The organism is Myxococcus sp. AM011 (assembly GCF_013372595.1).
Lineage (GTDB): Bacteria > Myxococcota > Myxococcia > Myxococcales > Myxococcaceae > Myxococcus > Myxococcus eversor.
The window spans coordinates 31,780-50,063 of record NZ_JABXEM010000006.1 but is presented as its reverse complement, the minus strand read 5'-3'; the positions used below and the strand labels follow the sequence as shown (position 1 = coordinate 50,063).

The window sequence follows — 18,284 nt, the reverse complement described above, 5'->3', positions numbered from 1 at the left end:
AGGGCGGCGCTTCACCCGTCTCCGGTGTGGTGCCCCGGACGGACGCTCCGCAGCGTCACCGCCGCGAGGACGGAGAGCGCGAGGAAGACCCCCGCGCCAATCACCGCGGCGGTGTTGAGTCCCAGGGTGAAGGACTCCCGCGCGGCCCCCAGCAGCGACGCCTGGATTGAGGAAGGCAGCGAGGGCGCCACGGCCGCCGCGCCGATGAGGCTCTCGCGGACGCGGTCGGCCACCTCCACCGGGACGTCGGGCATCACCACCGGGTCCATCCGCTTGCGGTAGATGAAGGTGCCCAGGCTCCCCATCACCGCGACGCCCAGGGCGAAGCCCAGCTCGTTGGCGGTCTCCGAAGTCGAAGCCGCGGAGCCGGCCTTCTCTGGAGGCGCCGAGCCCACCACCAGGTCCGTGCCCAGCACGGCCATGGGCGCGAAGCCGATGGCCGCCACGACGGTGCCGACCACCAGCAACATTCCTCCCCCCACGCTGTCCGCCTGGGTCATCACCGCATAGCCCAGGCTCGACAACAGGAGGCCCGCGGCCATGACGAAGCCCGGGCGCATCCGTCGGATGATGAAGGGCCCCAGGAGCGAGCCCGCCATCATCCCCACCATCTGCGGCACCATCCGCAGCCCGGCGTCCAGGGGCGACAGGCCCGCCACCAGTTGGAAGTACATGGGGACGAGCAAGGCCATCCCGCCCGAGCAGATGGCCATGAACAGCATGATGACCAGGGTCGCGCTGAACGCCCGGTTCGCGAACAGCCGGGGGTCCAACAACGGATGCGCCAACCTCCGCTGCCTCTGGACGAACACCACGCCCAGGGCCAGTCCTCCCAGCAGCACGGCCACGGGCAACGGATGCCAGCCATGACGGGCCAGTTGCTTGAGGCCGTAGACGGTGGGGAGAATCGCGGCCAGGGACAGCGCCACGCTGGTCAGCTCCACGCGCCCTCCCGAGGGGTCCTTGTACTCGGGGAGCAACAGCGGCGCCGCCACCAGCAACACGAGCATCACCGGGACGCCCATCAGGAACGCGGCGCCCCACCAGAAGTGTTGCAACAGCAGCCCCCCGAGCAGCGGCGCGACGACCATGCCCAGGAGGAAGCAGTTGAGCCACACGGCAATGGCCAGCGAGCGCTGCTGGGGCACCTGGAACATGTTGCTGATGAGCGCCAGCGTGGAGGGCATCAGCGTCGCGCCGGCCATGCCCAGCGCGGCACGCGAGGCGATGAGCATCTCCGGGGTGCGGGAGTACGCCGCCGCCACCGACGCGAGACAGAAGGCCGACGCGCCTATCAGCAGCAGCTTGCGCCGGCCGATGCGGTCTCCCAGCGTGCCCATCGTCACGAGCAGGCCGGAGAGCATGAAGCCGTAGATGTCCATGATCCACAGCTGCTGGACGCTGCTCGCCCCCAGCTCCGCGCTCAGGTGCGGCAGCGCCAGGTAGAGCACGCTGACATCCACCGAGATGAGCAACGTGGGGAGCGCGAGCACCACCAGGCCAATCCACTCCCGGCGTCCCGCCAGGGGAGGCCCTCCACCCACGGCATCCTCGGACTTCGTCATCGCGCCACCCTCTCATGCTTCTGACGCGGCCTCGACGAAACCCGGACGCGTCCAGGCACGCCGTGATGGCGAGCGAGGACTCACTCCAGCCCTCGGACAGCGTCCAGGGCGAAGAGCGGTCAGCGGGAAATCGGGAACGAACGGAGCTTCAGCGAACCTACCGCTTCACCGTCTCACGGGCGCGGTCCACCATCTGCCCCGCCCAGGGCTCGGAGCGGTGGCTCCACACCCACGCGGCGCCCAGGAAGCCCAGTCCGAGCAGCACGAGCACCAGTCGCGCCAGCATGGAGGGTCCCTGCTCGCCTTGCGCCATGACTAGCCCACCACCCTGTTGCGGCCCGTCTTCTTGGCCTTGTACAGGTTGGCGTCCGCCACCTTGATGAAGTGGGTGGGCTCCGCCATGTCCGCCGCCATCTCCGCCACGCCAATGGAGATGGTCACCGGAATCTCCTTGTCGTCGTAGAAGAAGGTCTTCTCCTCGACGAGCTTGCGAATCTTCTCCGCGAACAGGCGCGCCTTGTCCGGCCCGTCCTCGGGCATGACCACGGCGAACTCCTCGCCGCCGTAGCGAGCGAAGCACTGCTCACGGCGCACCAGTCGCTTGATGGACTGGGCCAGCTCCCGCAGCACGTAGTCCCCGGCCAGGTGCCCGTGCTCGTCGTTGATCTTCTTGAAGTGGTCGATGTCGAACATCATCAGCGACAACGTGCGCTGGTACCTGCTGGAGCGGCCCATCTCCCGCTCGAGGTACTCCAGGAAGAAGCGCTTGTTGTTCACGCCGGTGAGGCCATCCGCGATGGTCAGCGTGTAGATGGTCTCGTGGTACTGCGTCTCGATGTTGTCGCCATTGAGGAACTTGAAGATGGAGCCCCCGACCTTGATGAGGTCGCCGTTGCGAAGCGGCTGGGCCTGGAGCACTTCCTGGTCGTTCAGGTAGGTGCCGTTGGTGGAGCCCAAGTCCTCCACCAGCATCTTCCCGCCCCGGCTCAGCACGCGGGCGTGCCGGCGCGAGACGTTGTCCAGGTCCACCACGATGTGGTTGCCCTCTTCCCGGCCAATCGTCAGCTCGGAGTCGACAAGGTACTTCTTGCCGAGCTCCGGGCCGTGAATCTGGACGAGGCAACACTCGGCGCTGCGCTCGTTGCGCAGATCCAGGGAGGAAATCTTGGTGACGCGCGTTTCGTCTCCTGACATCGCCGCCAAGGCTAACACGAGCCCCTTTTCGGAAGCCAAGTAACCCCAGCGGGAACCGCGCTTCCCGGCGCGCCCGGGACGGCCCCGACGGCGACGATGTCCCACATCTGGGGAGTCCGGCCCGGTGGGGAGGACGTGGCCGGGCGGTTGGGCACTCAACGAAGGCAACCGAGCAGGCCTCGGCGGCCTTGTCGCCCGAGGGAGCCGGACTAACGTCCGGCCCAACTATGTCCAAAGTCCTGGCGATGATTCTGGCGGGCGGCGCGGGTACGCGCCTGGAGCCCCTCACCCGTGAGCGGGCCAAGCCCGCCGTCCCTTTCGGGGGCCGTTACCGCATCATCGATTTCGCCCTGTCCAACTTCACCAACTCGGGAGTCTACCGGGTCAAGGTGCTCACCCAATACAAGAGCGACTCGCTCAACAACCACCTGTCCCGCGCATGGCGGATGTCCGCGTTCCTCGGCCACTACGTCGAGGCGGTGCCCGCGCAGATGCGCACCGGCGTGGACTGGTACAAGGGCAGCGCCGACGCCATCTACCAGAACCTCAACATCATCACCGACGAGGAGCCGGACTACATCTTCGTCTTCGGCGCGGACCACGTGTACCGGATGGACACGCGGCAGATGCTCGACTTCCACATGTCCAAGAAGGCCGCGTGCACCGTGGCGGCCATCCCCGTCCCGATTGAGCAGGGGCGCGAGTTCGGCATCATCGACGTGGGCCCCGACGGGCGCATGCGCGCGTTCCTGGAGAAGCCCAAGAACCCGCCGCCCATGCCGGGCAACCCGAAGATGTGCCTGGCCTCCATGGGCAACTACCTCTTCACCACCGACGCGCTGGTGCAGGAGGTGGTGCGCGACGCGGCCAACGAGACGAGCGCTCACGACTTCGGCAAGTCCATCATCAGCGAGCTGTACAAGACGGCGCCGGTGTACGTGTACGACTTCGCGCAGAACGAGATTGCCGGGCAGGAAGGCAAGGAGCGCGGCTACTGGCGGGACGTGGGGAACATCGACATCTACTACCAGTCCAACATGGAGTTGGTGGAGGTGGACCCCATCTTCAACCTGTACAACGACCGCTGGCCCATCCACACGCAGTCCAACAACTACCCGCCGGCCAAGTTCGTCTTCGCGGACAAGGACAACCAAAGGGTCGGCCACGCCATGGACTCGCTGGTGGCGGAGGGCTGCATCATCTCCGGCGGGCGCGTGAATCGCTCCGTGCTTTCCCCGAAGGTGCGCGTCAACTCGTACTCGGAAGTGGAGGCGTCCATCCTCTTCGAGAACGTCACCATCGGCCGCCGCAGCCGCATCCGGAAGGCCATCATCGACAAGAACGTGGAGATTCCGCCGGGGACCACCATTGGCTACGACCCGGTGGAGGACAAGCGGCGCTTCCACGTCACGCCGGACGGAGTCGTCGTCATCCCCAAGGGCATGAAGGTGGTGTGAGCGGCCATGGTCTCATCGGGGGGCCTTCACCTGCGGCCAGCGCGCGACTCGGACCGTCGCGCGCTGTGGCGTGTCCACACCGAGGCGGTGGAGACGCTGTGCCAGGGTGTCTATGCCCCCGATGAGCTGAACACCTGGGTGAGTCTGCTCCGGCCGGAGGGCTATCTCCGGCCGGACCGGCCGCGCACGGTGTTGGTGGCGGAGCGGGGCCGGCGCCTGGTGGGCTTCGGCCAACTCCACTGCCGCGCCGGAGAGCTGGAGGCCCTCTACGTGGTGCCGGACGAGGTGGGTCACGGCGTCGGCTCCCAGTTGCTCGCCGCGCTGGAGTCGGTGGCCTGGGGTGTCGGCACGCCGCTGTTGGGCCTGGATGCCAGCCTCAACGCGGAGGACTTCTACCGGCACCGGGGTTACGTGTCGCTGCATCCGGCCACACGGCCGCTGACGCAGCGGGTGCAGCTGGCCTGCGTGCGGATGCAGAAGCGCAGGCCCATGGCCTCCTCGCGGCGCGAGTCGAGCGCCGGAGCGATGCCCCCTACCTGAAGGCGGCCTTCACCTCGGGCTTGGCCAAGACCACCAGCGCCCAGATGCCGATGGGCAGGGCAAGGCAGCCACAGGTGCCACAGCATGGCACGAGCGACGCGATGGCACCCGCCATGGCCAGTCCGCGACTCTGGAGCTGCCGCATCTTGAACGCGCCGAAGAAGGTGAGCGCATTGAGGAGGAGAACCGGGCCGAACATCACCAGCCGTCCGCCCACGGAGACGAACCAGTCGAGGGTCCCCTTGTTCTTCTCCAGCACGTCCCGGTACTGCGCCAGGTTCGGGTCGTTGTAGAGCTGCTCCAACTGCTCCGGCCCGACGGGTGTCGCCAGGTTGGTGAGGGCCCAGAGGAACGTCACCGCGGAGGTGACCATCAGGAGGATGGCCGGCAGGGACACGGCCTCCTTCGGGTTGGTGCCTGGAAAGCCATCCGTGGGGGCTCCGTATGCGTTCTCCATGTTTCCAGCTCCCGTGACACGTGAAGGGTGCGTGGGCCCACGGCCCAGGATGGCGCGTATTCCAACCAGGAGACGGTGCGGGCACCAAGCGAAATGGCGCCGCACCGTCCCCCAGTCGTCGTCAGGCTCACGCCTTGAAGGTGAGCAAGGGCGCCAGACGCGCCACCTCGCGGACGATGCCGGCCTTCACCTGCGAGTCCACCACCGGACGGATGGGCTTGTAGGCGGCGGGGGCCTCCTCCACCCGTCGCTCCGAGCGCAGGGTGATGCAGTCCACGCCCTTCAGGCCCAGCGCCGCCTCGCTCTGGTCGGCCCCACCCCGTGACAGGGAGAAGCGCGAGCGCGCCCGCCCCGCCCCATGGGACGCGGACTCCAGCGCCCGCGCATCACCGCACCCCACCATGAGGAAGGACGTGGCGCCCATGGAGCCGGGGATGATGACGGGCTGCTCGGCGCCCGCGGGGCAGGCGCCCTTGCGCGCCAACCAGCCCCCCTCGTACGGGAGGGTGAGGTTGTGCGGCACGTCGTAGACGAGCGGTGCCTCCACGTCGCCGAACAGCTCGCGCAGCGTCTGTCGCAACAGCTCCGCGAGCAGCAGCCGGTTGAGGAAGGCATAGTTGGCGGCGGTGGCCTCGGCCTCCAGGTAGCCAGCGACGAGCGCCTCGTCCGCCAGCGGGAGGATGCCGCTCTCCGGGAAGGGAGCCCCCTGGGGCCAGGCCTTGCGGGTGCGCTCACGCCAGGCCACCCCGACGTGTTTACCCACGTCGCGGCTGCCGGTGTGAATCATGAACGCCAGCTGTCCTTCGCGGACGCCCCACTGCCAGGCTCGCGCCCGGTCCTCGACGGCCTCCACGCGCTGCACCTCGACGAAGTGGTTGCCTCCGCCGATGGTGCCCAGGCCCGCGTCGCGCACCACGCCCTCGCGGGTGAGTGCGTCCGGTGCCCAGCTCGGGTTGCCGCGCAGCGCGCCGCCCAGGTGGATGCGTCCCACCTCCGCGTCGAGCTGCGCCAGGTCCGCCGCTTTCGCGCAGCCCAGCGGTGCGTCCAGCGTCTCCAGGAGCCAGCCTGGGATGCCGTCGCGCAGCAGGGCCGTGGACGCTCGCGAGGACATCGCCACGTCCCTCGTGCCGAAGAAGTAGTGGCCCTTCATGCGCTCGACGAAGTCGTCACGTCGCGCCAGGAAGTCCTCCACGGAGAGGTCCGCGACGTGCAAGCGCATGCCGCAGTTGATGTCGGTGCCCACGGCGCCCGGGACGACGAGCCCACGCGTGTGCAGCACCGAGCCGATGGCCACGCCGGAGTCGCCCGGGTGGAAGTCAGGGGTGGCGCGCACGCGCAGCACCTCGCCACCACCCGGGTGCTTCAGGGCGGCGAGCTGTGCGAGCTGTTGGAAGGCCTTGCCCTCGACGGGCAGGTCCGGGGGGAGAAGCACCTCGGCGGGTGGCGCGTTCGCGTCACCGTGGAGGCGCACGGTGTAGAGATGACCGTCATAGGTCACCTCGAGCCCCTCGCGGGCAAGCGCCCGCAGGAGCCGATTCAGTTTCGGCTGCATGACCCAACTCAGGGAATGCCCCGGTGCTCGCGGACGAGCCGCTCGGGGAGACGTGGCGGAGAGAGATGGTGGACCTTGGGTCAGCAGCCGCGGTCGCCGGACGGCTCGAAAGCCATCCTCACCGCGCAGGGACGCATGCCGCGCCGGAGGCTGACGAAACAGTCCACCCGAGGCCGCCTCACTGCCTCACCTCACGCCAAATCACAGCTCGCCGTGCCCCGCTTCACTCGACGGCAAGCATCCGCTCGGCCCCCGCGGCCACCAGCCGAGCGTCGCGCGCCATCGCCGCGTCGGGACTACACCGCCCCGGACAAACCGCCGTCGACGTTGATGGCCGTGCCGCTGATGTAGCCACCCCGAGGAGACAGCAGGAAGGCGACGACGTCCGCGAACTCCTCCGCGCGCCCTACTCGCCCCAAGGGGATGCCCGCGTTGCGCGCCATCTCCGCCTGGAACGACTCCACCGACTTGCCCAGCTCCTGCGCCCGGCGCCCCCACTGGCCGCTCTCGATGATGCCCACGAGCACGGCATTCACGCGGATGTTCTTCGCTCCGAGCTCCTTCGACAGCGCCTTCGTCAGCGCCATGCCCGCAGCGCGTGACACCGAGGACGGCGTCGACTGCACCCCGGGCGTCTTCGCGCCAATCGCCAGCACGTTGACGATGGACCCGCCCCCGGACTCGCTCAGGTGGGGCAGCACGTGCCGCGATGCGCGCACCGCCGCGAACAACTTGAGCTGGAGGTCCGTCTCCCACTCGGCGTCCGTCACCGAGGCGAACGGACGGGCCGCGGCGGTGCCGGCGTTGTTCACCAGCGCGTCCACCCGCCCCCACCGCGCATGGGCCGCGTCCACGAAGTGCTCCACTTCCCACGCCTTGGACACGTCCGCCTGCACCGCGAGGACGTCACCGCCCTCCGCGCGCAGGGCCGAGGCCGTGGCCTCCAGCCGCTCCGTGCCCCGGGCACACAGGGCCACCTTGGCCCCTTCCCGGACGAGCCGTCGGGCCACCGCCGCGCCCAGCCCATCCGAACCGCCCGTCACCAACACCACCCTGCCACCCAGTTCCAGGTCCATGTGCGCCTCCTTCGCGGGCCACGGCACCGGAAGCTCGCGAGAGCCTCCGGCCTGGACACCGGTGCGTGGCCGATGACGCCGCGCACGCACCGGAGGCTACGCCATCACGCCGGCTGCTTCACGGGCACATGCCGCTTCTTGTCGAAGGCGGCCAGAGTGGTGGCGATCTCCTCGTTCACCAGCCGCAGCATGTCCTGCTTCTCGCGGAACGGGAGGAAGGCGCTCTTGAAGCCGGAGACGATGATGGTGGCCAGGTCATCCAGCGACAGGCCGAGTTCCTTGTGGGCCACCCACAGCTCCTTCGTCACCGTGGTGTCGGTGATGAGGCGGTTGTCGGTGTTGATGGTCACCCGCAGGCCGTAGTCGAAGTAGAACTTCAACGGGTGCGCGGCGAGGCTCGACACCGCGCCCGTCTGCACGTTCGACGTGGGGCAGACCTCCAACGGAATCCGGTGGTCGTTGACGTAGTTGAGCAGGTCCCCGTCCTCGCGCAGCCGCGTGCCGTGGCCGATGCGATGCGAGCCCAGGTTGTGGATGGCCTGGGAGATGGACTCGGGGCCGTATGCCTCGCCGGCGTGGGCGGTGCAGTTGACGTTGTTCTTCAGGATGAGCTGGAAGGCATCCTTGTGGTCCTTGGCCGGGAAGCTCGCCTCGGCGCCCGCGAGGTCGAAGCCGATGACTCCCCGGTTCTTGTAGGCCACCGACAGCTCCGCCAGCCGCATGGACGTCTGCGGATTGATGTGGCGGATGCCGCACACGATGACGCCGCACTTGATGCCCGTCTCGCGCTTGGCCACGCGCAGGCCCTCGAGCACCGAGTCGATGACGGTGGTCATCTTCAGGCCCTTCTGAAGGTGCAGCGCGGGCGAGTAGCGCACCTCCAGCCACCGCACGTTCTCCGCCGCCGCATCCACCGCCAGTTCGTAGGCCGCGCGGTAGAGGGAGTCCGCCGTCTGGAGCACGGAGAGCGTCACGTCGAACGCGACGAGATACTCCTCCAGGCTCTCGCAGACCTCACCCATGTGGATGGCCTTGGCCAGTCCGTCCACGGTGTCCGCCGGCAGCTTGACCTTCTGCTGCTCGGCGAGTTCGAGGATGGTCTTCACCCGCATCGAGCCATCCAGGTGGCAATGCAGGTCCGTCTTGGGCAGGGCGTGCAGCAGCTCTTCCGTCACCGCCAGCGTGGGGGGCGGGACGAAGTCCGTCCGCCGGGCCCCAGAAGGGATGCCGGTGGCGCTGGGAATCTCGTCGTCACGAATCGTAGGCATGGTCGAACTTCCTTCCTTACGCCATCCTCCAAACCATGTCGCCCCGCGCGTGTCCATGCAGGCCCCTCGCCCCCGCCCTCGCCCTGACATTGGTGATGGCCGTGGGGTGCCGGGAGCCCGCGGAAACGGCCTTCCGGTACTCCACGGATGCATCCTCCCGTGCCGGGCTGACACCCCTGCCGGATGGGGTCATCACCGGCAACGAGGCCGGCGCCGTGGTGCGGCTGGACCGCGCCGGAGCGGTGGTCTGGCGGGTGGCGCTCGGACGGGAAGTGGCGACGCGGCCCGTCGTGGCCGGCGACAGCGTCATCGTCGGAACAGTCGCCGGAGACCTGGTGCGACTGGCCCTCGTGGACGGAGCGGAGCGCTGGCGCCTCACCGGCGAGCCCCCGGTCCTCACTCCCCTGGTCGCGACCTCCGACGGAGCCTCGGTCTTCGTCGTGGCTCCGGATGGCGCGGTGCGTTCACACGCGGTGGACACGGGCAAGGTCCGGTGGCGGACGCCCGTGCCCAAGGCCGACGAAGCCCACCTGGATGCCCGTCGCGGGCTCCCCTCCCCCGTCCTCGTGGACGGGCGGCTGGTGGTGGCGCTCGGGGATGTGGGGCTGGTGGCCCTATCCTCGGAGGACGGAGCCCGGGTCTGGCGGCAGGAGGTCCGGGGCGTGCTGGGACTGGAGGTCTCCGGGGACGTCCTCTTCGCCAGCACGCGAGACAAGCGCGTCTGGGCCTTGAAGGCCCGGGATGGCGCACCGCTCTGGGAGAAGAGCCCCGCGAAGGAGCTCACCAGCCCGCCCTCCCTGGCCCTGGGCCTGCTGTGGGTGGGCGCGCGCGTGGAGGACGCCGCGGTGCTGGTGGCGCTCTCGCCGGAGGACGGGAAGGAGGTGGCGCGGGTGGGACTGCCGGACGCGCTCACCACCAGCGTGGCCGAGGCTCCTGGCGACATGCTGCTGGTGCCCACCCACGGACGACAGGGACGGCTGGTGGCCCTGAAGCGGCCCACGTGGGAGCGCGCGTTCTCCCTTCGCACGGACACGGCACTGCGCTCGCGGCCGGTCGTCCTGGGGCAACAGGTGTTCGTGCTCGGCCAGGATGGGCGGGTGCTGTCGTGGAAGCTGCGCCCACCGGAGCCTGTGCGCGGGCCCTGAAGATTCCCGGCGCGACGTCGTCAGGGGGCCCCACGGGCGGGCGTCCTCTTCTCCGCGCCCGGCAGAAGAGGCCCTACACGCTCTCGGACTTCGCTGGTTCGAATCCAGCTCCCTCCGCCATCTGGAGGGATAGCCAAGCGGTCGACGGCACCAGACTTCCATCTGGCAGGTCTTCCTCACGGCTTCCTCACTCGGGCGCGGAAGAAACCCCGCGCGTTCCCCTGCTAGCCTGGCATCAGGAAGCGGGCGATGACGCGCTTGAGTCCCACGGCACCGCCGAACTCCACCGTCACCTTGGCATTCGGCCCCGAGCCATCCGTGGCGACGATGCGGCCCACGCCGAACTGCTCGTGTCGCACGCGCATGCCGCGCACGTCCCCGCTCACCGCGTCCATGTCCGACGCCTGTGAGTAGGAGCGGTCGATGCGCGGCCCGTCGTCCTCGTCCCAGGTCCGCTTGCGCGGGGGCGCCATGGGCGCGGGCCGAGGTGGCTCCGGGATGTCCTGCTCGCTGATGCCGAACAGTTTGGGCGGCACGTCTCGCAGGAAGCGGCTGGGCTGGTTGTAGCGCAGCTCACCGAACAGCGAGCGGCACTGCGCCAGGCTCACGAAGAGCCGCTTGCGCGCACGGGTGAAACCCACGTAGCAGAGGCGCCGTTCCTCGGCCATCTCCTCCCCGTTGTCCGGGTCCTCGCCCTTCAGCGCTCGCGAGTGAGGGAAGACGCCGTCCTCCAGGCCCGTGAGGAACACCGCGTCGAACTCCAGGCCCTTGGCCGCATGCAGCGTCATCAGCGCCACCCGGCCCTCACCGACCTCCGCGTCCGCGTCACCCACGAGTGAAATCTGCTCGAGGAACGCCTGGAGCGGAGGCGTGTCCGCCGACAGCGGCGCGGCGTCCACCTCGGGCGGCACCTCCGCGGGGGGATTCGCCGCGGCGGCCACCGACGCGGCCGCGCGGTTCAAGTCGAACTCCTGCGCGGCGCCCAGGAACTCGCGAAGGTTCTCCGCGCGCGTCGTCGCCTCGTCGCTGCCCTCGGCGACGAGCGTGTCCACCAGCTTCGTCTCGCGCAGCATCTCGTCCACGGCGCTCGCCGCGTCCGTCGTTCCCTCCGCGTAGGCGTTCAGCGACTTCAGCAGCCCGTGGAACGTGCGCAGCCGCTTCACCGCCGTGCTGTTCAGCGCGGGGATTCGCTCGGGCTCGGCGAGGACCTCGAACAAGCTCTGGCCCTGGGTGTTGGCGTGGTCCGTCACCCGCTCCACGGTGGTGTCGCCGATTCCGCGCGCGGGCGTGTTGATGATGCGCAGCAGGTCGGCGTCCGAGCGCGGGTTCACCATCAGCCGCAGGTACGCGGAGGCGTCCCGCACTTCCGCGCGGTCATAGAAGCTGCGGCCGCTCACCAGCGTGTACGGCACGCGCGCCAGCCGCAGTCCCTCTTCCAGCACACGGCTCTGCGCATTGACGCGGTAGAAGACCGCCATGCTGGAGTACTTGATGAAGCCCTCCCTCTGGAGCGCGAGAATCTGCCGCGCCACCTCCTGCGCCTCCATCCGCTCGTCGCGGTTGAGCATGAGCTGGAGCGTCTGGCCCGCGGGCCGGTCCGACCACAGCTTCTTCTCCATCCGCCGCGTGTTCTTCCGGATGACCTCGTAGGCCGCGTCCAGGATGTTCCGGTCCGAGCGGTAGTTCTGCTCCAGCTTCACCACCTTCGCGCCCGGATACTCGCGAGGGAAGTTGAGGATGTTGTCCACGTCCGCGCCACGCCAGCGGTAGATGGACTGGTCGTCGTCCCCCACCACCACCAGGTTCGCCGACGGCGGCGGCGCCAGTTGCTGCAGGAGCGCGTACTGCACCGGGTTGGTGTCCTGGAACTCGTCCACCAGCACGTGGTGGAAGCGGCGCCGGTAGTTCTCCAGCACCTCCGGCCGCTTGCGGAACAGCGTCACCAAGAGGAGCAGCAGATCGCCGAAGTCCACGGCGTTGGCCGCGCGCAGGCGGTCCTGATAGGCGCGGTACACCTTGTGGACCAACTGGCCGCGCTCGTCACCGGGTGCCACCTCCATGTCCTCGGGCAGCCGGGCCGCGTTCTTCTCCTGGTCGATGCGGCTGAGGATTTCGCGCGGTTGCATGGACTGCTCCAGCCCCGCCTCCCGCATGGCCCGCTTCACGACGTTGAGCTGGTCCCCATCGTCATAGATGACGAACGAGCGGGTGAGCCCCACGTGCTCCGCCTCGCGCCGCAGAATCATCGCCGCGGCCGAGTGGAAGGTGCTCACCACCAGGTCGTTCGCCTGGCGCCCCAGCAACTGCACCAGGCGCTCGCGCATCTCCCTCGCTGCCTTGTTGGTGAAGGTGACGGCGAGGATGCGCCACGGGAAGACCTCTTGGACCTTCACCAGGTGCGCCACCCGGCGGGTGATGACGCGCGTCTTGCCGCTGCCGGCGCCCGACAGGACCAGGAGCGGGCCCTGCTGGTGCAGCACGGCCTCCCGCTGGGGAGGATTCAGGTCTTCGAGGAGGGCGGATTCGTGGACGTTCACGGTGGGACTCAAGGGGGAGCCTCTGCTTCTAACGTCTTTCTCCGTCCGGTGGGCGGCCTTCCACCGCCCCGGGACGCCCGGCCGGTCCCCTGGCTTTTCGCGCTCGGGTATATAGGGCGGAACACCATGTCCGACTCCTCTTCAGGTCCCCCTTCGCGGCCCACCCAGGCCGCACTGGAACGCTACGCGGAGCTCTTCAACCAGAGCCTGACGATGCGCCACTTCGGCGCCTCCGTGTCCTTCCCCGAAGGCCGCAAGGTCGTCGTCTCCCTGCCCGAGCTGCGACCGGAGCACCGAGGGGGCGTGGGCAGCGCCGCCGCCGTCAACGGCGGCATCCTCGCCGCCCTCTTCGACCTGGCCATCGGCACCTGCGGCGCGCTGGTGGACCCCAGCCGCCGCTGCGCCACCGTGCAGCTCTCCATGAGCTTCGAGCGACCCGTCACCGGCGACCACATTCGCGTGGAGGCCGAAATCGACAGCCAGGGCCTCACCCTCCTCTTCGCCACCGCCCGCGTGTACGACGCGGAGGGCCGGATGTGTGGGCGCTGCCAGGGCGTCGTCCGCCTCTCCAACCTCCCCTGGTCCTCTGGGGAAAGCCCCGCCATCAACTGACCCTTGACCACCCCTCCGCACATCTTCCCGGTTCCCGACGATATGTCCGCCACGGACACACGTTACCCGGGCACCGGGGAGCGGCGGCCACGCCCCGGAGACGCTTCAGAGCGACGGGAAGACGGCATGAGTGCAGCCGTGCAGGGCCTGCGGATGACGACGGTTCGACTACCGAGGGAAGCCGAGGAGCCGATGGAGGCGTCGCGCGGGGTGGACGAGGAGTCCCTGTCGCGCAAGGCCCTCGCCGGTGACAGGAGCGCGTGGGACGCACTGGTTGCGCGCCACCACCGCCGCGTCGTGGTATCGCTGCTGGCCCGAGGCGTCCGGGTGGACCGGGCGCACGAGCTGGCCCAGGAGACGTGGGCCCGGCTCATCCAACAACAGCAGCGAGGGCTGCTGACGGAGCTGCGCCTGCCCAACCTCGCCCTCACCCAAGCGGCCTTCCTGGCCGCGGACGATGCCCGCCGCGTCCGGCGAGAGTCCATCTCCGGGGCGGTGGAGGAATTGCCCGAGCGTCAGCATCCCGTGGACCCGGCCGTGTCCGCCGAGCGTCGCCTGCTTTCCGAAGAGCAGTTGTCCCGCGCCCATGCCGCGCTCGCCCAGGTGTCGCCGAGCGCGCGGAGCGTGTTTCTCCTGGCCTGTGACGGCCAGGAGCTACCCCATGCCGAAGTCGCCGCGAAGGTCGGTCTCTCCGTCCAGCGCGTGCGGCAGATCCTGTGCGAGGTCCGGAAGAAGCTGCGGACCGCGCTCGAGGAGGAGACCCATGCTTAAGCCCCACCTGACCCGCGACTCCGCGGAGCAGTACATCCTGGGCGCACTGGCCCCGGAGAAGGCGGCGGCGTTGGAGGCCCACACGCTGGAGTGTGAGCCTTGCGCCGTGCTGCTGCAGGAGGAAGCCCTCCTGTCCGAACAGCTCACCGAGGCGGCCAGCACCTTCCCCCGGGAAGAGCGCGTCGTGCGTCCCCTCGTGTGGCACGCAAGACGCGCGGGGACGGGCGCGGCCATCGCGGCCCTGGCGGCGGCGGCCTCGCTCACGCTGGTGCTGCTGACCGGCGACAAGGCGACGCATCCCTCGGTGCCCGACACCCTGGATGTGAGGCCGCCCACCGTGGCCCTGGAGCTGGACGAGGTCGACTCGCCGACGAAGTCGAACGTCGTCGCATGTCCGGACCTGGCCACGCAGGACTTCTGCACGCGCAAGGCCGCCGAGCGCGGCCTGCTGGTCATGAATCCCTGGGGCACCGCCGAGGTCCCCCGCTACGAGGCCCGCACCGGCCTCCCCGAAGGCGCGCTGAGCGCGCGCCAGCCCGTGTCGCTGTGAGGACGCCCGCCATGGACTTCCGGAAGAATCTCGTCGCCCTGCTGCTCGCCCTGGCCGCTCCAGCGGCCGTGGCGCAGTCGTCGGGCGGCGCCCAGAAGCTGCCAGTCGGCTGGTACGTCACGGAGAGCGCGCCCAAGCGCTACGAGGCGGGTGTCGACAACAGCGAGCCCTGCGAGGGCGCCCGCAGCGCGTACCTGCGCTCGCTGTCGCTCGATGAAGCGGGCTACGGCACGTTCATGCAGGCCTTCGGCGCGCAGGACTTCCGCGGCAAGCGGCTGCGCTTCTCCGCCGCCGCGCGCGTGAAGGACGTGGACGGCTGGGCTGGCCTGTGGATGCGCGTGGAGGGACCTGACCCGAAGCAGCCGCTCGCCTTCGACAACATGCAGTCGCGCGCGCTGGTCGGCACCCGGGGCTGCAAGCGCTACGAGGTGGTGCTGGACGTCCCCAAGGAGGCCACCACCATCATGGCCGGCCTCATCATGAGCGGCACGGGACAGGCGTGGCTGGACGGCGTGCGCTTCGACATCGTGGACAACACGGTCCCCGTGACGGACCTCCTCGCCGGGCGCCCGGTGGTGGCCTCCACTGGCCCCGCCGGACTGGACGAAGTCGCCACCCCCGTGGCGAAGAACGACCAGGTCCCCCTGGGCCGCGTGGGCGACGTCTGGTTCAACCATGGCCGCGTCGCGGCGGAAAAGGCATACACCAAGCGCGCGGATGGCGTCTGGGTGAGCATCCTCTCCGAGGAGATCTACGAACACGGCATCGAGGTGACGGGCACCTTCGGCCAGCGCCAGTTGGAGCTGAAGGTACGGGCCGGCACCTCGAAGACGCTCATCGACGGCACGTGGGGCGGAGAGCCCGTCAGCATCGCGCTCTCTCCGGACGCCCTCACCATGAAGTGGGGCCGGCTGACGCGGGAGCTGCAGCGGGACAAGGACGCCGCGGTGGACAGCACCTGCAACCGCTACCAGGTCAACGAAGGGCCGCGCGTCATGGACCAGATAGACGTGTGCGGCGCGGCGCTCGGCACCAAGCCTCCCGCGGCCCAGCTCGTCACGGCCTTCCTGGCCAACGGCTTCCGCCGCAGCATGCCGGCTCGCAACTTCCCCATCCCGCAGCCGCCCGTGCTCAGCCGCGAGGCGCTCGACACGCAGCGCACCGGCACTCCGAACCAGTAGCAGCAGCCCGGGAAGTGTGGGGCCCGCGCTCACCGCGAGGGCCCCGTCCCGCGAAGTCAGAAGGCGAAGTCCCGCTCCAGCGTCTCGCCGCCAGCCTGCACCGTGAGGTGGGCGGAGCGCGCGCCGGTGGAAGACGCCGTGGACAAGTCGAATGCCAGGCCCTCGGGCCCGGACGTGGGCTTGAGCGAGGGACGGCCGGGACTGAGGAACACCGCCGCCGTCACCGTCCGGCCCGTCAGGGGCTGCACCAACAGCCGGACGCGCTGACGCTCGCGAACCAGCACCACTCGAAACTCCCGCCGCTCCTCCAGCACCTCCCGATGCTCCGGGTGGCGCGCCGCGGAGGGACGCTGAGAGGCCGGCTCACGCGAAGAGCGCGCGGCGCGGGCCATCGTCCCGTCGCCCTCCTCCATCTCCAGGGCCTCTTCAATCGCGTCGTCGCCCTCACCGAGGGCCAGCACCGCCTGGGCGCATTCGCCACAGCGGGCCGTGTGCGCGTCCATCCGCTCGCGCTCGTCGGCGGACATCATCCCCATGTCGAAGCGCCAGAGGTCATCTTGCGTGAGGTGGCGACGCGGGGGCGCATCCACGGGCGCCGCATCCGCGATATCCGCGCGGCACTCGACACAGCCCTGGATGTGGGGAGTGGGTGTCTGGGGCCCGCCTGTCCAGGTGGCCACCAGGTCATCGCAGCCGGCCCGGGAACCAAACCACCAGGCCTTGTCCTGCTCCGCGGAGTCGAGCAACTCCAACTCCTGACGGCGCTGCGGGTTGAGGGGAATGAACCAACGGGCTCTGGGGCGAAGCGACGAATCCAGGCTCCCGAGCGACTCCAGATAGCGGTCTCGATTTCGAGCGGCCTCACCATCCAAGGCACCATGGAGACCCTCCCAGGCGGCCAGTGCAAATGCGGCGGAGGCGGCCCTGTCCCGAGCGGCAAGTCCCTCCAGCGCCGAGGCCCGCCACACCTCCGCCTCGTCACCACCCTCCAGCGCCACCTCCATCGCTTCTTCCGCGGCCCTCAACAGCACGGGCTGGAGTGCCTGCGGTTTCTGCGCCTGGAGCCAGGTCCCCACCCCCGGTCGACCGAGGCCGCGAAGGGCGGCCTCCACACCTTCCGTCCCCAACCGGGTCGCCCTCCTCAGAAAGTCCCCAGCGGCCTCGAGGACGACTCCTGGTGAGGTGGACCCGGCGGTGAGAACAGCGCGACGGGTGGCGTAGCGAGACATGGCATCGGTCTTCATGACTTCATTCCTCCTGAATACCCCGGGATGTGACCGGGAAGGAGGCTCACGCTTCCTCCCCTCGTGGCGACTCTCGCTGGAGATCCAGCAGGTAGAGCTTCAAGTAGGCCTGGGCGCGACTGACGCGCTTGTAGGAGTTGACCACGGTGATGTTCAGCCGACGTGCGCATTCCTCGTGATCCTCCACGTCCTCGTGGTGATACAGCTCCCATGCCGAGGCTTCCTTGGGGTGCTCCTGCTGGAGCCGGGCGAACGCGGCCCAGTACAGCTCCTGGGCATCCGCGCGCTCCTCGGTCCTCCGGCCCAGCTCCACGGCGCGAGACCGCTCCGATGGAGACTCTTCCATGGCGTCATCGGGGTCCGACGGAGGCGCCGCGAGCTCCTCGCGGTGCCGCCGGTAGAAGTCGATGGCGACGTGCTTGACGATGCGCAGGAAGAACGTCTTGGGAGACGCGCTCCGGCCTGGCATCTGTTGGGAGATGCCACGGAACTGATCCAACCCGCGGTCGAGGAACTTGCCGACCGCGTCCTGGAAGAGCTCATCCGAGTCCGCTGGGGACCCGCGGCCGTAGCTCGCCTGAATCTTGCTGATGACATACCGGGCAGGCCGGTTCCATCGCTGGACCAACGTACCGAGCGGGCCTCCAATGGGCTCGCCCGAAGCGCGGCGGCGGACCACCTCCGCGAACAATTCGTCATCCGTGAGCTGCTCGAACACCGGAAGGACCTGAGGGCTGTGCCCGGAGAACCGCCCCGGGAGATGGGGATACAGGGATGTGGCGCGGCAAGGTACCACGTTGGCATCCGCAGGCAGCCTCCGAGTGGAGCAGGGGACCCCGGCTACCCGGACGACCGGACAGACGGAGCACCCAAGGAGGCCCGACCCTCGACGCGCCGATTTCCTGACAAACTATCCCTCAGGGAATGCGGGCGGGGGAGCGGGAATTTTCGCGTCAGGAACCGGAAAAGGTCGCGTCCCTGGCCGCAACGCTTTCGAGCGCCCGGCCCGAGAGGCCCTACACGCAGTGGTTCGACTCCACACCCCCACCACCCGGTGGGGCGACGCCGGGCGGACCGGCACTGACCTCGTAAATCAGCCCGCCGGCCTCTCGACTCGGGCGCTCACCCTCTTTCT

17 protein-coding genes are annotated in these 18,284 nt (G+C 69.2%); 7 read left to right on the top strand and 10 right to left on the bottom strand.

Features of this window, described 5'->3' with window-relative positions:
* Positions 1-11: 11 nt before the first annotated feature.
* The 3 genes from HUW62_RS02450 to HUW62_RS02440 form a co-directional block, all read right to left on the bottom strand.
* On the bottom strand, positions 12-1,565 hold the full coding sequence (locus HUW62_RS02450; RefSeq protein WP_176433448.1) for an MFS transporter: 1,554 nt from the start codon (positions 1,563-1,565) through the stop codon (positions 12-14).
* A gap of 157 nt (positions 1,566-1,722) precedes the next feature.
* A complete protein-coding gene (locus tag HUW62_RS02445; protein ID WP_176433447.1) occupies positions 1,723-1,878 on the bottom strand; it encodes a hypothetical protein in 156 nt (51 codons plus the stop codon).
* A 2-nt stretch (positions 1,879-1,880) separates the two neighbouring features.
* The gene (locus tag HUW62_RS02440) at positions 1,881-2,759 is read right to left on the bottom strand and encodes a GGDEF domain-containing protein (RefSeq protein ID WP_163868149.1); all 879 of its coding nucleotides are present in this window, start codon (positions 2,757-2,759) and stop codon (positions 1,881-1,883) included.
* Positions 2,760-2,986: 227 nt separating this feature from the next.
* Between HUW62_RS02440 and glgC the strand changes: the two genes are divergently transcribed.
* Both glgC and HUW62_RS02430 read left to right on the top strand, forming a co-directional pair.
* Positions 2,987-4,216: a glucose-1-phosphate adenylyltransferase gene (gene glgC, locus HUW62_RS02435; protein ID WP_163868150.1), complete on the top strand. Its 1,230-nt coding sequence runs from the start codon at positions 2,987-2,989 to the stop codon at positions 4,214-4,216.
* 6 nt (positions 4,217-4,222) lie between these two features.
* Complete coding sequence (locus HUW62_RS02430) at positions 4,223-4,756, top strand: GNAT family N-acetyltransferase (protein ID WP_163868151.1); 534 nt, start codon at positions 4,223-4,225, stop codon at positions 4,754-4,756.
* Here the strand turns inward: HUW62_RS02430 and HUW62_RS02425 are convergent.
* From HUW62_RS02425 to add, 4 genes are all read right to left on the bottom strand, one after another.
* A complete protein-coding gene (locus HUW62_RS02425) occupies positions 4,749-5,213 on the bottom strand; it encodes a hypothetical protein (RefSeq protein ID WP_163868152.1) in 465 nt (154 codons plus the stop codon). The genes HUW62_RS02430 and HUW62_RS02425 overlap by 8 nt on opposite strands.
* A 127-nt stretch (positions 5,214-5,340) precedes the next feature.
* Positions 5,341-6,765, bottom strand: coding sequence for an RtcB family protein (locus HUW62_RS02420; RefSeq protein WP_163868153.1), 1,425 nt, complete (start codon positions 6,763-6,765; stop codon positions 5,341-5,343).
* A 296-nt stretch (positions 6,766-7,061) separates the two neighbouring features.
* The gene (locus HUW62_RS02415; protein ID WP_176433446.1) at positions 7,062-7,841 is read right to left on the bottom strand and encodes an SDR family NAD(P)-dependent oxidoreductase; all 780 of its coding nucleotides are present in this window, start codon (positions 7,839-7,841) and stop codon (positions 7,062-7,064) included.
* 104 nt (positions 7,842-7,945) lie between these two features.
* The gene (gene add / locus HUW62_RS02410; protein WP_163868155.1) at positions 7,946-9,109 is read right to left on the bottom strand and encodes an adenosine deaminase; all 1,164 of its coding nucleotides are present in this window, start codon (positions 9,107-9,109) and stop codon (positions 7,946-7,948) included.
* A 95-nt stretch (positions 9,110-9,204) separates the two neighbouring features.
* Between add and HUW62_RS02405 the strand changes: the two genes are divergently transcribed.
* Positions 9,205-10,254 (top strand): PQQ-binding-like beta-propeller repeat protein, encoded by a 1,050-nt coding sequence (locus HUW62_RS02405; RefSeq protein WP_338041948.1) that lies wholly within the window; start codon positions 9,205-9,207, stop codon positions 10,252-10,254.
* Positions 10,255-10,478: 224 nt separating this feature from the next.
* Here HUW62_RS02405 and HUW62_RS02400 read toward each other — a convergent pair whose 3' ends face one another.
* On the bottom strand, positions 10,479-12,803 hold the full coding sequence (locus HUW62_RS02400; protein ID WP_163868157.1) for an ATP-dependent helicase: 2,325 nt from the start codon (positions 12,801-12,803) through the stop codon (positions 10,479-10,481).
* Between the two features lie 114 nt (positions 12,804-12,917).
* Between HUW62_RS02400 and HUW62_RS02395 the strand changes: the two genes are divergently transcribed.
* The 4 genes from HUW62_RS02395 (at position 12,918) to HUW62_RS02380 (ending at position 15,905) form a co-directional block, all read left to right on the top strand.
* Positions 12,918-13,403 carry a PaaI family thioesterase gene (locus HUW62_RS02395; protein ID WP_176433445.1) on the top strand — a complete coding sequence of 162 codons (486 nt, stop codon included), beginning with the start codon at positions 12,918-12,920 and terminating at the stop codon, positions 13,401-13,403.
* 126 nt (positions 13,404-13,529) lie between these two features.
* Positions 13,530-14,174, top strand: coding sequence for an RNA polymerase sigma factor (locus HUW62_RS02390; RefSeq protein ID WP_240356725.1), 645 nt, complete (start codon positions 13,530-13,532; stop codon positions 14,172-14,174).
* Positions 14,167-14,724, top strand: coding sequence for a zf-HC2 domain-containing protein (locus HUW62_RS02385; protein ID WP_163868160.1), 558 nt, complete (start codon positions 14,167-14,169; stop codon positions 14,722-14,724). The genes HUW62_RS02390 and HUW62_RS02385 overlap by 8 nt, the downstream gene beginning before the upstream one ends.
* Positions 14,725-14,735: 11 nt before the next feature.
* On the top strand, positions 14,736-15,905 hold the full coding sequence (locus tag HUW62_RS02380) for an AraC family transcriptional regulator (RefSeq protein WP_163868161.1): 1,170 nt from the start codon (positions 14,736-14,738) through the stop codon (positions 15,903-15,905).
* Between the two features lie 56 nt (positions 15,906-15,961).
* On the opposite strand, the gene HUW62_RS02375 is transcribed toward HUW62_RS02380, so the two are convergent.
* Both HUW62_RS02375 and HUW62_RS02370 read right to left on the bottom strand, forming a co-directional pair.
* Positions 15,962-17,149 (bottom strand): hypothetical protein, encoded by a 1,188-nt coding sequence (locus HUW62_RS02375; protein ID WP_176433444.1) that lies wholly within the window; start codon positions 17,147-17,149, stop codon positions 15,962-15,964.
* Between the two features lie 46 nt (positions 17,150-17,195).
* Positions 17,196-17,867: an RNA polymerase sigma factor gene (locus HUW62_RS02370; RefSeq protein ID WP_163868163.1), complete on the bottom strand. Its 672-nt coding sequence runs from the start codon at positions 17,865-17,867 to the stop codon at positions 17,196-17,198.
* Positions 17,868-18,284: the final 417 nt, after the last annotated feature.